The 16,014-nt window shown below is 39.3% G+C and carries 15 protein-coding genes; 9 read left to right on the top strand and 6 right to left on the bottom strand.

Going from position 1 to position 16,014, the window contains the following annotated elements; all coding sequences use genetic code 11:
• Positions 1 to 204 precede the first annotated feature (204 nt).
• From MMY79_RS16565 to MMY79_RS16540, 6 genes are all read left to right on the top strand, one after another.
• Positions 205 to 1,797 carry a peptide chain release factor 3 gene (locus MMY79_RS16565; RefSeq protein WP_252610338.1) on the top strand — a complete coding sequence of 531 codons (1,593 nt, stop codon included), beginning with the start codon at positions 205 to 207 and terminating at the stop codon, positions 1,795 to 1,797.
• 69 nt (positions 1,798 to 1,866) lie between these two features.
• Positions 1,867 to 2,709, top strand: a complete 843-nt coding sequence (locus tag MMY79_RS16560; RefSeq protein ID WP_252610336.1) for a hypothetical protein — start codon at positions 1,867 to 1,869, stop codon at positions 2,707 to 2,709.
• A 91-nt stretch (positions 2,710 to 2,800) separates the two neighbouring features.
• Positions 2,801 to 3,742 (top strand): RsiV family protein, encoded by a 942-nt coding sequence (locus tag MMY79_RS16555; RefSeq protein WP_252613552.1) that lies wholly within the window; start codon positions 2,801 to 2,803, stop codon positions 3,740 to 3,742.
• A complete protein-coding gene (locus MMY79_RS16550) occupies positions 3,742 to 4,554 on the top strand; it encodes a TatD family hydrolase (protein ID WP_252610334.1) in 813 nt (270 codons plus the stop codon). Before MMY79_RS16555 ends, MMY79_RS16550 begins: the two co-directional genes overlap by 1 nt.
• Before the next feature lie 124 nt (positions 4,555 to 4,678).
• Entirely contained in the window at positions 4,679 to 7,435 is a 2,757-nt protein-coding gene (acnA, locus tag MMY79_RS16545) for an aconitate hydratase AcnA (protein ID WP_252610332.1), read from the top strand.
• 327 nt (positions 7,436 to 7,762) lie between these two features.
• On the top strand, positions 7,763 to 8,524 hold the full coding sequence (locus MMY79_RS16540; protein WP_252610330.1) for a tRNA threonylcarbamoyladenosine dehydratase: 762 nt from the start codon (positions 7,763 to 7,765) through the stop codon (positions 8,522 to 8,524).
• A gap of 66 nt (positions 8,525 to 8,590) precedes the next feature.
• Here the strand turns inward: MMY79_RS16540 and MMY79_RS16535 are convergent, their stop codons facing one another.
• On the bottom strand, positions 8,591 to 8,713 hold the full coding sequence (locus tag MMY79_RS16535) for a hypothetical protein (RefSeq protein ID WP_252610328.1): 123 nt from the start codon (positions 8,711 to 8,713) through the stop codon (positions 8,591 to 8,593).
• Between the two features lie 96 nt (positions 8,714 to 8,809).
• Here MMY79_RS16535 and MMY79_RS16530 point away from each other — a divergent pair, with 96 nt between their 5' ends.
• Positions 8,810 to 9,709 (top strand): LysR family transcriptional regulator, encoded by a 900-nt coding sequence (locus MMY79_RS16530; protein ID WP_252610326.1) that lies wholly within the window; start codon positions 8,810 to 8,812, stop codon positions 9,707 to 9,709.
• A 7-nt stretch (positions 9,710 to 9,716) separates the two neighbouring features.
• On the opposite strand, the gene MMY79_RS16525 is transcribed toward MMY79_RS16530, so the two are convergent.
• The 5 genes from MMY79_RS16525 to MMY79_RS16505 form a co-directional block, all read right to left on the bottom strand.
• Complete coding sequence (locus MMY79_RS16525) at positions 9,717 to 10,229, bottom strand: hypothetical protein (protein WP_252610324.1); 513 nt, start codon at positions 10,227 to 10,229, stop codon at positions 9,717 to 9,719.
• A gap of 334 nt (positions 10,230 to 10,563) precedes the next feature.
• Positions 10,564 to 11,568: a tRNA dihydrouridine(20/20a) synthase DusA gene (gene dusA, locus MMY79_RS16520; RefSeq protein WP_252610322.1), complete on the bottom strand. Its 1,005-nt coding sequence runs from the start codon at positions 11,566 to 11,568 to the stop codon at positions 10,564 to 10,566.
• Between the two features lie 141 nt (positions 11,569 to 11,709).
• Positions 11,710 to 12,900, bottom strand: coding sequence for an MFS transporter (locus MMY79_RS16515; protein ID WP_252610320.1), 1,191 nt, complete (start codon positions 12,898 to 12,900; stop codon positions 11,710 to 11,712).
• A 17-nt stretch (positions 12,901 to 12,917) separates the two neighbouring features.
• Positions 12,918 to 13,325: a Rid family hydrolase gene (locus MMY79_RS16510; protein WP_252610318.1), complete on the bottom strand. Its 408-nt coding sequence runs from the start codon at positions 13,323 to 13,325 to the stop codon at positions 12,918 to 12,920.
• 67 nt (positions 13,326 to 13,392) lie between these two features.
• On the bottom strand, positions 13,393 to 14,319 hold the full coding sequence (locus MMY79_RS16505) for a DMT family transporter (protein WP_252610316.1): 927 nt from the start codon (positions 14,317 to 14,319) through the stop codon (positions 13,393 to 13,395).
• A gap of 240 nt (positions 14,320 to 14,559) precedes the next feature.
• Between MMY79_RS16505 and MMY79_RS16500 the strand changes: the two genes are divergently transcribed.
• Positions 14,560 to 15,687 (top strand): Re/Si-specific NAD(P)(+) transhydrogenase subunit alpha, encoded by a 1,128-nt coding sequence (locus tag MMY79_RS16500; protein ID WP_004641209.1) that lies wholly within the window; start codon positions 14,560 to 14,562, stop codon positions 15,685 to 15,687.
• A gap of 11 nt (positions 15,688 to 15,698) precedes the next feature.
• The gene (locus tag MMY79_RS16495; RefSeq protein ID WP_003654992.1) at positions 15,699 to 16,013 is read left to right on the top strand and encodes a proton-translocating transhydrogenase family protein; all 315 of its coding nucleotides are present in this window, start codon (positions 15,699 to 15,701) and stop codon (positions 16,011 to 16,013) included.
• Position 16,014: the final 1 nt, after the last annotated feature.

Raw genomic sequence — 16,014 nt, 5'->3', positions numbered from 1 at the left:
TCTACGATTAGATGGGCTTTTTTTAGTTATAAAATTTCTAAGATGCTAAGCTATATTTTCAAAAAATATCTAAAAAGCTTATGAGTAGCTCATGGCTTATCAACAATCATTAAACACTTCTATAAATCTGCTACAATTACGCCAATTTTTATTTTGATCGACTTTAGGTCTTTGGCACTGCAATCTCAGCAGTAGGTGTATTTCATGAGTTTTAAAGATGAGTTAGCGGCACAGGTTGCTCAACGCCGCACATTTGCCATCATTTCCCACCCCGATGCCGGTAAAACCACCATGACAGAAAAATTACTGTTATGGGGTAAAGCAATTCAGGTTGCAGGGATGGTAAAAAGCCGTAAATCTGATCGCGCAGCTACATCTGACTGGATGGAAATGGAAAAAGAGCGTGGTATTTCGATTACCACATCTGTTATGCAGTTTCCTTATAAAGGTCATACCATTAACTTACTCGATACACCGGGACATGAAGATTTCTCGGAAGATACTTATCGTACCCTAACCGCAGTTGACTCTGCGTTAATGGTAATTGATGGTGCAAAAGGTGTCGAAGAACGTACCATCAAATTGATGGAAGTTTGTCGTATGCGCGACACTCCTATCATTTCATTTGTAAACAAGATGGACCGTGAAATTCGTGAGCCACTTGAGTTGCTTGATGAAATTGAAAATGTTCTTAATATTCGCTGTGTGCCGATTACATGGCCATTAGGAATGGGACGTGATTTTGCTGGTGTATACAACATTATTGAAAATAAATTGTATATCTACAAAGCAGGCTTTGGTTCAACTATTACAGATATTGAAGTGCGTGATGGATATGATCATGCTGATATTCGTGAAAAAGTAGGTGATTTGGCTTGGGCATCTTTTGAAGAGTCGCTTGAGCTTGTGCAAATGGCAAATGAGCCATTAGACCGTGACTTATTCTTACAAGGTAAACAAACGCCAGTTCTATTTGGTACGGCATTAGGTAATTTCGGTGTTGACCACGTATTAGATGCTTTCATGGGGTGGGCACCTGAACCTAAAGCACACCCTACACAAGAGCGTGTAGTTGAAGCGAAAGAAGAAGGTTTCTCTGGTTTTGTATTTAAAATTCAAGCCAACATGGACCCGAAACACCGTGACCGTATTGCCTTCATGCGTATTTGCTCTGGTAAATATGAAAAAGGTTTAAAGATGAACCACGTGCGTCTTGGTAAAGATGTCCGCATTAGCGATGCTTTGACATTCCTTGCTGGTGAGCGTGAACATTTAGAAGAAGCATGGCCAGGCGATATTATTGGTTTACATAACCATGGCACAATTCAAATTGGTGATACTTTTACTAGTGGTGAAAATTTACATTTCACAGGTATTCCTCACTTTGCGCCAGAGATGTTCCGTCGTGTGCGTTTAAGAGATCCATTGAAGTCAAAACAATTGCAAAAAGGTTTGAAAGAGTTGTCAGAAGAAGGGGCGACTCAGGTATTTATGCCACAAATTAGCAATGACCTGATTGTAGGTGCGGTAGGTGTGCTTCAGTTTGACGTGGTTGCTTATCGTTTGAAAGAAGAATATAAGGTTGACTGTGTTTATGAGCCTGTAAGCGTTAACACAGTTCGCTGGATTCACTGTGATGATGAAAAAACTCTGAATGAGTTTAAGAAGAAAGCACACGATCAACTTTCTATCGATGGCGGCGGACACTTAACCTATCTTGCGCCAAGCCGAGTGAACTTGCAGATTATGCAAGAGCGTTGGCCTGATATTCAGTTCCGTAACACACGTGAACACTGATCATTTTAATGTGACAAACAGCTTCGAATAGAAGCTGTTTTGTTTTGAAAAATAAGAAAGGATGATGAAATGAATTTGAATAAAAAGACAGTTATTGCGCTTTTAGTTGCAGTAATCATATTAATTTTGGCGATTTGTCTTTTTGTCTGGAAAAGAACTCAGCCTTCATCATCTTCTCAAACAAAATTAGCATCTACCCAAACTCAACATATAGAAAAGGCTGAAGTACTGCCATTCCTTAACTTACAACAAGTAAAAGCTGATTATGCTTTGCCATTTTGTGAGAAGAAAAATTGTATTGATGTCGATATTCAAACGATAAAGACCCAAGATGCATGGCTAAATGAATGGATCGCCAAAAGTCAGGCTAAAGTGATCCAAGACCAAATTGATTTGAAAAAAGACTTAAGCTTGCAACAAGCTATTAATGCCTATGTAAAAAAGTCTGATGAATGGCAAGATAAATATTCAAAGAATCAGGCTTACGAATTGCAGCTTCATACGCGTATTGCATCACAGCGTAACCAATATGTTTTATTGCAATTGGGGCTTGATACTAAGCAAGAAGAGCTCACGATTAAAGATCGTTATTACTTTTTCGTGGCTGACAGAAAACTGCATAAAAGCTTAGCTTTATTAGATGTTTTACAAAAAGATCAGCAAACTACTGTGCATCAAATGGTGCAGGTGGCCTATCAAGATTGGTTAAAAAAGCAGACTGCTGACATAAAGAAAGAAGCACCAAAAACTTTATATTGGGGACAAGCAGATTGGTTCTTTGATGGTGAAGGTGTTGGCTTACATTATCAGGCAAACCAGATTACTAAAGAAGCTCCACAGCTCGATATTTATTTATCTAAAGAACAAACCAAAAAAATATTACAACCCGAGGTTTATGAACAAATGTTTTAAGATGGTAGCAGAATTTGCAACCTCTATTTATATGCGCTAATTTCTTAGAAAAGGCACTGTGTAATCTCCTTAGAATAAAAGGCAAAATATGATGTTATCTTCTAAAGCTTCACTGCGATTAACTTTGCTTGCTTCTGCTATATTTTTGGTGGCATGCCAACCTAAAGCTGATCCTAAGGATTCTCAAGAACAGCAGAAACCAGCAGTTGAGGAACAAAAGCCAGTAGAGCTGACTTTGAAGGGTGAAACAGTTCCTAGTAAGGTCGCTTTACCTGATTGTGATGGTAAAACTTGTCCTGAATTCACAGTTGAACGTTTGCAGAGTAATTTTCCATTTATTGACAAAATTCTAGATCAGCAAATTTTAAAAACTCTAGGTCAAATTTTAGAGATTGCTGAACCAGACGCTAAAGTGAAGCAAGCAGATCAAAAAACAGAAGCTTCAGCAGTTGCGAGTGCAGAGCAAAAAAATAGTTTTGATGCACAGGTTCAACGTTATGCTAATTCATTTATTGGTTTGGACAATGAGTTAAAAGCTTTAAGTAGTAATCATCAGATTAATCTTTTGGTGAAACCTAAGATTTTGCAGGCTCAAGGTAAAGTTGTAACCGTGGTACTGAATAGTAGTAGCTATTTAGGTGGTGCACACGGTTCTGCTGCACAGCATTATTATAATTTTGATTTAAAAGAACAAAAGCAGATCAAGCTTGAAGATTTGTTACGCCCACAGCAAAAAGCTGCATTAGAAAAGTTAGCCCATGAAGCCTTTAAGACTTGGGTTGCGGACTCTAAACTGGCTGATAGTGTAGGTGAATATGAGCAAGCTTGGCCGTTTAAACTATCTGATAACTTTTTATTGGGTGAGCAAGGTTTAATTCTTCAATATGGTGAATATGAAATTGGACCGTATGTGGTTGGACTCCCTCGATTAGTCATTCCATATGACCAATTACAGGAAGTTTTAAAACAAGAGTATTTGCCACAGCCTAAAGCTAAACCAGCTTCAGCACCAGTTGTAAAAAGTGCTGGCTAATGCATTTGTTTGATACCCATACCCATTTCGATGTTGCCGATTTTGATGAAGATCGGCAGCAGTTAGCGCTTAATGCCAAAAAAGCTGGGGTTGATGCATTAGTTTTAATTGGTTTTGTGCAGTCACGCTTTGACGAGTTGGTACAGACTCATCATCAGTTAAAGAGCTGGGAAAATGTGCCCACTTCATATTTAGCATCAGGTTTACATCCGTTTTATATTGAGCAGCATCAGCCAGAACATCTTTCTTATCTTGAACTCATCTTGCAGCAACAGGACTGTGTGGCGGTAGGTGAAATTGGCCTAGATACTTTCTTAAAAGAACATAAGCAGCCCGATATATATGCTAAGCAAAAACAATATTTTGCAGATCAGTTAGAGCTGGCAACTCAATACCAAAAACCAGTATTACTCCACATTCGAAAAGCGCATGGTGATGTGCTTGCTATATTAAAAGCTCAAAAATTTAAATTGGGTGGTATTGCTCATGCGTTTAGTGGCGGTGTAGAAGAAGCAAAGGGTCTTATTCAGCTTGGTTTTAAAATTGGTGTGACGGGGCAGATCACCAACCCAAATGCAAAAAAACTTCATACTGTTGTACATGCCATAGGTGCCGAGCACTTGGTAATTGAAACAGATTGTCCAGATATGACACCACTTTGCTGTCAAACCTCAACTGAGCAGCGTACTCGTAATACCCCCGTTAATTTGCCTTACGTTTTACAAAGTTTGGCCGAAAATTTAAATATGCCAGAGTCAGATTTGGCTAAGGTACTGTGGAAAAACTCTCTCACTGCATTGAAATTATCGTAATAAAAATCAAAGATTAAAAATATTAACTAAAACAAAACACAGCGATTAAAAAAGAAGCTTAAAGTAAGAAAACAACATGTAAAAACGTGAAAAATAACATTGCCAGACATGGGAGGATAACCCAATGGCTAAGTATAGCAATATCAATAGTTTTAATGCTTTACAGACGCTAACAGTAGGTTCCAGCAATTATCAGATTTTTAGCTTAGCCCAAGCAGAGAAAACGCTAGGGGATATTGCCAAACTGCCGAAATCTTTAAAGGTATTATTGGAAAACTTATTACGGTTTGAAGATCAGCACAGCGTTAAAACTGAACACATCCATGCTTTAGCAGAATGGCTAAAAACCCGTAGCTCAGATCAGGAAATCCAATATCGTCCTGCCCGAGTTTTAATGCAAGATTTTACGGGGGTGCCAGCGGTAGTTGACTTAGCTGCAATGCGAGCAGCGATGGCGCAAGCAGGCGGCGACCCTGAAAAAATTAACCCGTTATCGCCTGTAGATTTGGTGATTGATCACTCGGTGATGGTCGACTATTTTGCCGACGATCAGGCATTTGAAGAAAACGTACAAATTGAGATGCAACGTAACGGTGAGCGATATCAATTTTTACGTTGGGGGCAATCTGCATTTAATAACTTTAGTGTAGTGCCACCGGGCACAGGTATTTGCCATCAGGTCAATTTAGAGTATTTGGCTCAAGCGGTGTGGCTAGGTGAAGATAACGGTCAGACTTTTGCTTTTCCCGATACTTTAGTCGGTACAGACTCACATACCACCATGATTAATGGTTTAGGTGTTTTAGGTTGGGGGGTAGGGGGTATTGAGGCCGAAGCGGCTATGCTGGGCCAACCGATTTCGATGCTGATTCCTGAGGTTATTGGTTTTAAGTTAACAGGAAAATTGCCAGAAGGGATTACTGCAACTGACTTGGTGTTGACCATTACTCAAATGCTCCGTCAAAAAGGTGTAGTGGGTAAATTTGTAGAGTTCTATGGTGATGGTTTAGCAGATTTACCACTTGCTGACCGTGCAACCATTGCCAATATGGCACCAGAATATGGGGCGACTTGTGGTTTCTTCCCGATTGATGAAGTGACACTAGGATATTTGAGATTAACTGGTCGTCAAAGTGATCGTATTGAACTAGTCGAAGCATATAGCAAGGCACAAGGCTTATGGCGAAATGCAGGTGATGAACCTGTTTTTACAGATACTTTAAGTCTTGATATGAGTACGGTTCAGGCAAGTCTAGCAGGACCAAAACGTCCACAAGACCGAGTGCTTTTATCAGAAGTACCTAAAACCTTTAATGCGCTCATGGAGTTAACATTAAAACCAGCCAAAGAAGCTAAAGAGCGTTTAGAAAATGAAGGCGGTGGCGGTACTGCTGTCGAGGCAAAAAAAGCAAATATTCAACATGAAAGTCCTTCTTGTGTGATTGAAGGACAAACTTATCCATTAAATCATGGTGATGTTGTTATTTCAGCCATCACATCTTGTACCAATACTTCTAACCCAAGTGTAATGCTGGCAGCAGGTCTGCTTGCTAAAAAAGCCATTGAAAAAGGTTTGCAACGTAAACCGTGGGTGAAAAGCTCTCTTGCACCGGGTTCTAAAGTGGTGACTGACTATTTGCTGGCTGCTGGGCTTACGCCATATTTAGATGAGTTGGGCTATAACTTGGTAGGATATGGTTGTACAACTTGTATTGGTAACTCAGGTCCACTACCTGAGCCAGTTGAAGAAGCAATTCAATGTCATGATTTAAATGTTGCATCAGTACTTTCTGGTAACCGTAACTTTGAAGGGCGCGTACATCCATTAGTTAAAACAAATTGGCTTGCTTCGCCACCTTTGGTAGTTGCTTATGGTTTAGTTGGTAATATTCGTACCGATTTGACTACGCAACCTATTGGGCAAGGTAAAGATGGGCAACCTGTTTATTTAAAAGATATTTGGCCAAGTCAGGCGGAAATTGATGCTGTCTTACAGAAAGTAAATACGGACATGTTCCATAAAGAATATGCTGCAGTGTTTGATGGTGATGAAAGCTGGCAATCGATTCAGATTCCAAAAAGTAAAACTTACGAATGGGCTGATGATTCAACTTATATCCGTCATCCGCCGTTTTTTGAAGGGATTGGTGAGCCACCAAAACCAATTAAAAATATTGAACAGGCAAATATCTTGGCAGTGCTTGGTGACTCGGTAACGACTGACCATATTTCACCGGCAGGTAATATCAAAAAAGACAGTCCGGCCGGTCGATATTTACAAGAGCAAGGTGTTGAGCCAAAAGACTTTAACTCTTATGGTTCTCGACGAGGTAATCATGAAGTCATGATGCGCGGGACCTTTGCCAATATTCGTATTAAAAACGAGATGCTTGGTGGTGAAGAGGGTGGTAATACCATTCATGTACCAAGTGGTGAAAAGCTCGCTATTTACGATGCCGCAATGCGTTATCAACAAGAACATACACCACTTGTGATTATTGCTGGTAAAGAGTATGGAACAGGTTCTTCACGTGACTGGGCTGCCAAAGGAACAAATTTATTAGGCGTGAAGGCAGTCATTGCCGAAAGTTTTGAGCGTATTCACCGTTCAAACTTGGTGGGTATGGGCGTGTTGCCACTACAGTTTGTTGATGGGCAAACTCGACAATCTCTCAACTTAATAGGCCATGAAGTGATATCAATTCGAGGTTTGTCGGATGGTGTTCAACCTCATCAAATTCTTGAGGTTGATGTGAAAGGGCCAAATGGAGTCGCCAGCCACTTTAATGTGTTATGTCGAATTGATACGTTAAATGAGGTTGAGTACTTTAAAGCGGGTGGTATTTTGCATTATGTACTGCGGAATTTGATTGCTGGTTAATGTTATTTTGAGATTAATACCAATCAATATTTGTATTGGTTGGTATTGGAAGAATTATTACGGCAGAGTCTTATCGTAAAAAATTCTAATGGTAGTAGCTCATAACCCTACTTTTGTTTCGGCAAAAGTAGGCAAAACCATTGCCATTCACAGAACCTGTTCAATACTGATTAATATCTTATGTTTTGCAAAAACAGTATCTTGTTAATGCTCGACAGGCTGTGAATGGCTTTGGCACCAATCAGATAGCTATCTAGTACAAAGTAGCAATTTGGTTTTGAAAAGCAGTAAAATACCTCCCGTGTTTTATATCCCCAAAGAGTAGCAATGACCGATCTTCAACAAGATGAATATGACCGCCGTTTTGCAGGTGTAGCCAAAGTTTATGGTGATTCATCGTTCCAACACTATGAAAAAAGTCATGTGATGGTGATTGGGATTGGTGGGGTAGGCAGTTGGGTGGTTGAAGCTTTGGCTCGTACGGGTATTGGCGAGATTACACTGGTAGATATGGATGTGATTGCAGCATCAAATGTGAACCGTCAGTTACCTGCAATGACATCAACTTTAGGCTGTGAAAAAGTTGAGATTATGGCGGAACGTTGTCGCCAAATTAACCCACATATTAAAGTAAATATTATTGATGACTTTTTAACGCCTGATAATGTCAAAGAGCTGTTAAACCCTGTACCCGATATTATCTTGGACTGCATTGATGACGTAAAAGCAAAGTTGGCTTTAATGCTGCACTGCCGTTTTAATAAAATTCCTTTGATTGTTTCTGGTGGAGCAGGTGGTAAGCTTGACCCGCTTAAAATTCGTGTGGCTGATTTATCAAAAACAGAACAAGACCCAATGTTAGCGAAGCTACGTAGTCAGCTTCGTGCTCGGGGCATCTGTAAAAAGCCGAAAGAAAAATTTGGAATTACTTGTGTTTACTCAATCGATAATCCATTTTCAAGTGCAGATGTTTGTCCATCGGCTGGGTTGCGCTGTGGTGGCTATGGTTCAGCAGTAGTGGTGACTTCAAGTTTTGCCATGATTGCAGTAGCTGAAGTTTTGAAGAAACTTGATTTAAAGAAAGTTTAATTAAAATATAAAAAAAGCATGCTCTTATGTTGGAGGGCATGCCTTTTGTTTTTTGAGAAAAACAATTTAATCATATAACTCTATAGTGTCGTGTTTGGGCTGTATTGGAAGCTGCTGATCATAAAACTTAAAACACCATAAAAGTAGAACAATGACAGTGAAGATGGTGAAACCTTTTAAATAATTCATGAATAATTCAATCAAATGAATGGTCTTGATAAAATTCTAGCGAAGGTAACCTATCTAATCTAATATAGAAAATAGACCTAATAATCTAATTTTGAGATGGCGATGCTCACATTAAAGCAATTTCAATATTTCATAAAAATTGTAGAAGAAGGGAGCTTTACTGCTGCTTCAGAAAAGCTCTTTATTGCTCAGTCTGCTTTAAGTCGACAAATTAAATTACTAGAAGAAGAGATAGGGTTTCAATTATTTGATCGCACTGACAAGAAAGTAAAACTTACAGCCGCAGGAGAAGTGTTTTATAAAAAAATAAAAGACAATATGCTCTATTTAAATGAAATTATTGGGCTTTCTAAAAATATTGCAGAAGGAAAAAATCGCCAGATTAAAATTGCTCACTCGAGCAGTATCATTATGGATGATAAAAAGGTTGCGATATTAAAAGAAATTAGCTTAACGCAAGAAATCAATTTTGAGATAAATACCTTGTCATCTGAGCATCAAATTTTGGCTTTACTGAATGGGGAAATTGATATTGGCTTGATCAGACCACCTGTTCGGCACTCATTAGATGATATTAACGTTCTTAAGCTATATGAAGAACCTTTAATGGTGGCTGTGCATATTGATCATGCTAAGTTTGCAAATAAACGAGAGATTCAGGTCAAAGATTTAAAGGATGAATACTTCGTTTCTACACCACATTCTAAACGAGGTGGTTTAAGCTATTTAGTTTCAAATCTATGGTTGGTTGCTGGATTTACACCTCAGAAAGCTGCGATTCAGTCACGCAAGATTTCCCAATTACAACTGGTCGCTGCAAATTTGGGGGTGAGCATTGTTCCTGAAGAATTTCAGCAAATTTTGCCTGCCAATGTAAAGTTGTTACCTTTGGCAGATCATCTATTATTTTCAGAGGTAGTTTTAGTCTATAGAACAGAGAACGATGAAATTATTCAGCATTGTGCCGAACTCATGCATCAATTATTTCAATCTTAGAAAATGATTAAGCGGCTAATCTATAGTAGGTGTAAGTAACGCTATCGTCTTTATAGACATCATAGCTATTTTGCTTGAAGTCAGAGACCCATTCACTTCCTGTATATCCAGCAATATGTCCATAAACATGGTTGCGGGTTCTGTGAATGATATAGATGTCACCTTCTTGTGGTTCATCAAAGGCAGGATTAATTTCTTTATACCCAATCTTTTTTAAAGTGTCTCCCCAATCTGAAGCTGCGATTGGGTGGTTTTCGACATTGGCACCAGCAGATTCTAGTGCAAGGCGGATACTTCGTGCGCAACGCGCTTTACTACGTCTAGAGGTAACACTTTCTAATTTTTCTACAAATTTATCAACATCTATAGCGGGGGTACTGGAGGTTTCTGTCTGATGACTATTGGGTTTCATGGTGAAAGGATAAGGAAGGCTTGGAGTGCTGTGGGATACAACAATAGCTGCCTGATTTGAATCCTGATACATATAATTATCAGCTACTTGTCCGTCATAAATAATCATCGTGAAATCTCTACCGTACTATCTATATCCATATTAAAAAAATCACCACCTACCTGTGGCGTTCAGAGATACTAATAGGCGTACCTTAAAAGTTTTGTTTGTGTTATGTAATAACGTATCTTTTTAACTAAAATTACAAGTTGGTGCTAAAAAGATATTTATTAAAATCACTCATAAAAACAATTTAAATTAAGTTATTGATATTATTATTTATAAATAATTAATCAGAGCTTAAATTTGAATATTTTAATTCAGTATTTGCGAATATACTCAAAATCTAAGTCTCTGATTTAAAATGCCACATTTTCTTACAATTTAAGAAGCCATCATAAGCTTAAACTTGATGCTCTTTTAAATATTCCTCAGTACGAATTAGAGCGGCTTGCATGTTGCTAATTGCCTGTTCTACATCACCTAAAGTTTTTGCATTTCCGCCACTTAGCGCCTGACGCCATTTGCGAGCACCCGGTAAGTTTTGGAATAATCCTAAAATATGGCGTGTAATAATTGAGAGGGGAGCACCTTCTGCCATGCGTTGTTCGATATAAGGCAGCATTTGTTCCATAATATCGAAACGATCTGGCGCATCTAAATTCCAAAGCTGACCCATTTCTGCGAGTAAGAATGGATTATGATAGGCTTCACGGCCAATCATAACGCCGTCTACGTGCTGTAAATGTGTTTGAGTTTCAGCAAACGTTTTAATCCCGCCGTTAATTTCAATAGTGAGATGTGGGCGCTCTTGTTTTAAACGATAGACATCTTCATAGCGTAAAGGCGGAACTTCACGATTTTCTTTCGGTGATAGGCCTTTCAAAATAGCAATACGAGCATGCACTACAAAATGAGTGCAACCTGTTGCCGCCACCGTATCTACGAAATGAAGCATCTCTTCATAAGAGTGCATGTCATCAATACCAATACGATGTTTGACTGTTACAGGAATAGTTACTGCTTTTTGCATGGTGTGAATGCATTCAGCAACCAAGTCTGGCTCTGCCATTAAGCAGGCACCGATTTTATTGTTCTGTACACGGTCACTTGGACAGCCTACATTGAGGTTGACTTCATCGTAACCCCAGTCTTCGGCCATTTTTGTGCAGGTTGCAAGCTCTTGCGGGTTTGAACCACCCAACTGCAATACAATCGGATGTTCTTGTGCGCTGTAGTCTAAATGGCGTTTAGCATCGCCAAATAAAATCGCACCTGTGGTGACCATTTCTGTGTATAGCACAACATTTGGGTTAAACAAGCGCGCAAAGAATCGATAATCCTTTGTAGTCCAGTCCATCATGGGTGCGACAGAAATACGAGGTTGTAACGATTGAAGTGATTGCATAACCAATAGCCCAAAAGTCGCTAAATTAATGAAAGGGCAGCATTATACGAGGTTTATGCTTGAATCGACAGGGGCATTTAACCGAGTAATTTATAACCACCCTTATGTTGAATATAGGAAGATGATTTATAACAAGTTACCTTATTGGGAAACCATTTTCTTTTTTTGTAAGACCGTATCGAACATGCTAAATAAAATACAAAGTACGACTAACCCAATACCGGCAAGGCAAGTCATGGTCCATCCACCACGGTTCCATGCAAAAATTCCTAATGCCGAACCACCAGCACCACCAATAAAGTAAGTCGTCATATAGATAGCATTAATACGAGATTTTGCATCTGGTCGTAAACGGAAAATAATGCTCTGGTTACTGGTGTGTACGAGTGCTAGTGCTAACTGAATTAAAGCAAAACCAATAATATAACTAGAGAGTAAAGTTTGCCCATAATAGAAACAGATCCAACTTAATAAGAATAATCCGCAGCCCATCCATGTCAGTAAGCCAGTATGTCCTTGATCTGCATATTTACCAATGTAACGTGTTGATAAAGCACCAAAGATACCCACTAAAGGCACTAGTCCAATAAAGAGGTCAGGTAAATGATGTGCTGAGGTAAGGAGTAATGCGATGGTGGAATACAGGATACTTACTGCTGCAAATGCAAAGCCACCTGTAAGCGCTCTTATTAATAAACGCTTTTCCTCTTTTAGAAGCTGAGCCATAGAACCAAAGATCTGTCCATAGTTCATTTTCATACGCAAGACATAAGGCAGGCGACTTTTTAGGGTATATGCCAGTAGTAACATTAATATACCACTTACGACATACACCACTTTCCAATGGAATAAGTTAGAGAATAAACCCGCCAGACTGGTAGAGAGTAAAATTCCGACCAATAAGCCACTCATTAAAAAACCAATGATCTCACCAGTTTTTTCGGGTTTTACAGTCATTGTGGCAAGTGGAATAAGCACTTGAGCTGCAACTGAAAATAAACCTGCTAAAATTGTGCCGATCCATAGCATGGGTAAGTTAACAGCAAAAGCAGACGTAAATAAGCCAACTGCACAGAGCACCATCAAAAATGGAATAGCCTTGGCTTTATTGACAATATCACCCATCGGAACAATAAAGAGCAGTCCGAGAGCATAAGACACCTGAGCAAATGTAACGGTTAATGCTGCTTGTGCCTGAGTCACGGCAAAGTCTTGTTGAATCGAGTGAATCAGGGGCTGACAATAATAGTTCACACCTGCACATAAACCACATGCTGCTGCCATCAACCAAAGCAACGGTTTATTCTGACTGATATCTTCAGGGGTAGACATGATGTCCTCTCGATTTTTTAGGTGTATGCGGTTGCTTCGACTTCAATGAGCATATGCTCTAATGCAAGGCGTGGTACAGGAATGAGTGTACAGGCTGGAAAAGAATGATTTTTCCATAAATTTTGCATAATTTTAATCAAAACTTGATGTTTTTCGACCGAATGGTCAACAACTAAAACTCTTAATACAGCAATATTGCTAAGCTCTGTATTGGCTGCTTTTAAAGCATGTTGAATGTTATCAAAAGTTTGGATAACTTGTTTTTCAAAATTTGGGCTTAATTCACCTTTTGAGTTTTCGCCTCCTTGACCTGCAATATGAATAATCTTTTTAAAATTTTCTACCACAGCAACATGACTATAAGCATTTGGGGTAGGGTCGTATAATGTTGCTGGATTTATTATTTTGAAAGTCTCTTGATTCATGTAACTCAACCGTTTAGTAAAATTTAGATGAGTATCCAACCTCAACTTAAGTTGAGGTCAAGAAAATTTAGTGTTTTAGTCTTTTCTTGCTGAGTGTAATCATCATCACACCAATAATATTGAGAAGACAGCCTGCCCATTGCCACATGTTTAAATGTTCATTTAGAAAAACAACTGCAAGCAAAATCGTTAAAACAGGTCCAATTGAAGCAATCATTGCTGATTGAGATGCTCCAAGTCTTTCAATACTTTGCATGAGCATAACAGTAGGTAAGACAGTCACTAAGAAGCCTAGACCAACTCCATACCAAATCACACTAGATGGTAGTTGTAATAGAAGTTGAATTGGGTGAGGTGTGCTTAATACATAGTGCGTTAATGTACCGATACAAGCCACAGTTAAAGCTAAACCTGTGAAATTCCAAGAACCAAATTTCTTAATGAGTGGAGGGGTTAGTAATAAATAGCCCGCAAAAGCCACCGCACCTGCAAATACTAAACTTGTGCCTAGCCAGAAGTTGCCCTGAATTGGTGCGTTGTTGTGCTCTTGAAGCATGACCAACACGGTTCCACCATAACTAAGAAAAATGGCAAATAAACTTTTTGCATCTAATTTTTGTTTGTAGAGCAGACTTGAGACGATGACGGTAAGCGTGGGATATAAAAATAGAATAATTCGTTCCAGAGAGGCACTAATAAACATGAGACCCATAAAATCGAGCCAACTTGCAAAGTAGTAGCCTAATAGACCGGCAAAAATTAAAATTAGCCAATCCTTCTTTTTTATGCCCTTATTATGATGCCTGTTAAACCAACAAATGAGTAGAAAGAACGGTAAGGCGCTTAACATGCGTAAAGCCATCAGGACTGTAGCGTCTACTAATGGAGAAAGGGCATAAGTCTGTTTAATAAAGATTGCTTTTGTACTGAATAGAAAAGCAGAGCAAAGAGCAAAAAAAGACCCGATTTGAAACGAAGAAAACGAAATTTTCATATACAAGACTGTATAAGAGAGACTATTGTCTGCAAAAAAAAGAAAAAGCTTCCTATATTACACCTCAAATCAAATATCGTGAATCATCAGTTCAAAATATGGGTATTTATTAAATAAATATTGGGTGGTATTTTAAAAAAGTTCAATTAGAATCCAAATTCTGTACAAAGAATACACATGGGGGAAACATTGCAGCTTAGCAATGTTTTTGACAATGAGAAATTAGCTTGAGGAACGCTCATGCAGATCGGAATCCCAACCGAAACTGTCGTCGGTGAAAATCGTGTAGCTGCTACGCCAGAGACAGTAAAGAAGTTGATTAGCGCTGGTCATAGCGTTGTGATTGAACGTGGTGCTGGTGTAAAGGCCGCGTACATTGACAGTGCTTATGAACAGGTCGGTGCAACCATTACGGATGATGCCTATACGGGTAGTCAAATTATTTTGAAAGTTCGCGCTCCACAAGGCGGGGAAATTCAAAAACTTCCAGCAAATACTGCTGTTGTAGCAATGTTTGATCCTTATCGTAATACCGAGCTAGATCAGTTTGCGAATCAGCAAGTTTCTGCTTTTGCTCTGGAATTGCTTCCTCGTACGCTTTCTCGTGCGCAGAATATGGACGTATTGTCTTCTCAGGCAAACCTTTCTGGTTATAAATCAGTGTTGCTTGCTGCTGCTGAATATCAGCGCATGTTCCCAATGCTTATGACTGCTGCTGGTACGGTAAAACCTGCTCGTGTTGTGATTATGGGTGTGGGCGTTGCAGGTCTTCAGGCAATCGCAACAGCAAAGCGTTTAGGCGCAATCGTTGAAGCAACCGATTTACGTCCTACAGCAAAAGATCAAGTTGAATCTTTAGGTGGTAAGTGGTTAGACGTACCAATGTCTGAAGAAGAACAACAACGTGCAGCAGATGCCGCTAAAAATGGTTATGGATGGATGCCGGGTGAGCAGTACATCAAAGACCAAGCAGCGATTGTTGATAAGGCTGTTTCTAACGCTGACATCGTGATTACTACTGCGTTGTTACCAGGCCGTGATGCACCACGTCTGATTAAAGCTGAAACTGTTGCCAAGATGAAACCAGGTTCTGTCATTTTAGATATGGCTGTTGAAACTGGCGGTAACGTTGAAGGCTCTAAAGTGGGCGAGACTGTTTTTACAGAAAATGGCGTGAAAATTTTGGGTGTTCCAAATATTCCGGCAACTGTAGCGACAGAAGCTTCTGCGCTATATGCACGTAACGTTTTTAATTTCGTAGAGACTTTATTCGACAAAGAGAAAAACTTTGCGATTAATCAGGAAGACGAAATCCAAAAAGCCCTATTGGTCACTCATGGCGGTCAAGTACTGCTTAAGCGTGGTTAAGGAGATTTCTCATGGTTGAAACTATTACAATTTTCGTCCTTGCCATCTTCGTAGGTTATTACGTAGTTTGGGGTGTTACACCAGCTTTACATACGCCACTTATGGCTGTAACCAATGCGTTGTCATCTATTATTGTAGTGGGTGCGATGTTGCAAACTGTGGGTCTACCTATTTTGGGTGTAGATGCTAACGTTGCATTTCAAAGTGTGAATGTGGTGAGCGTACTTGGTGCGATTGCAGTATTTTTGGCAAGCATTAATATTTTCGGTGGCTTTGCAGTAACTGCACGCATGCTGGAAATGTTCAAGCCTAAGCAAAAGAAATAAG

The sequence above is a fragment of the Acinetobacter sp. XS-4 genome, from assembly GCF_023920705.1.
Lineage (GTDB): Bacteria > Pseudomonadota > Gammaproteobacteria > Pseudomonadales > Moraxellaceae > Acinetobacter.
This window is presented reverse-complemented; position numbering and strand designations above follow the sequence as displayed.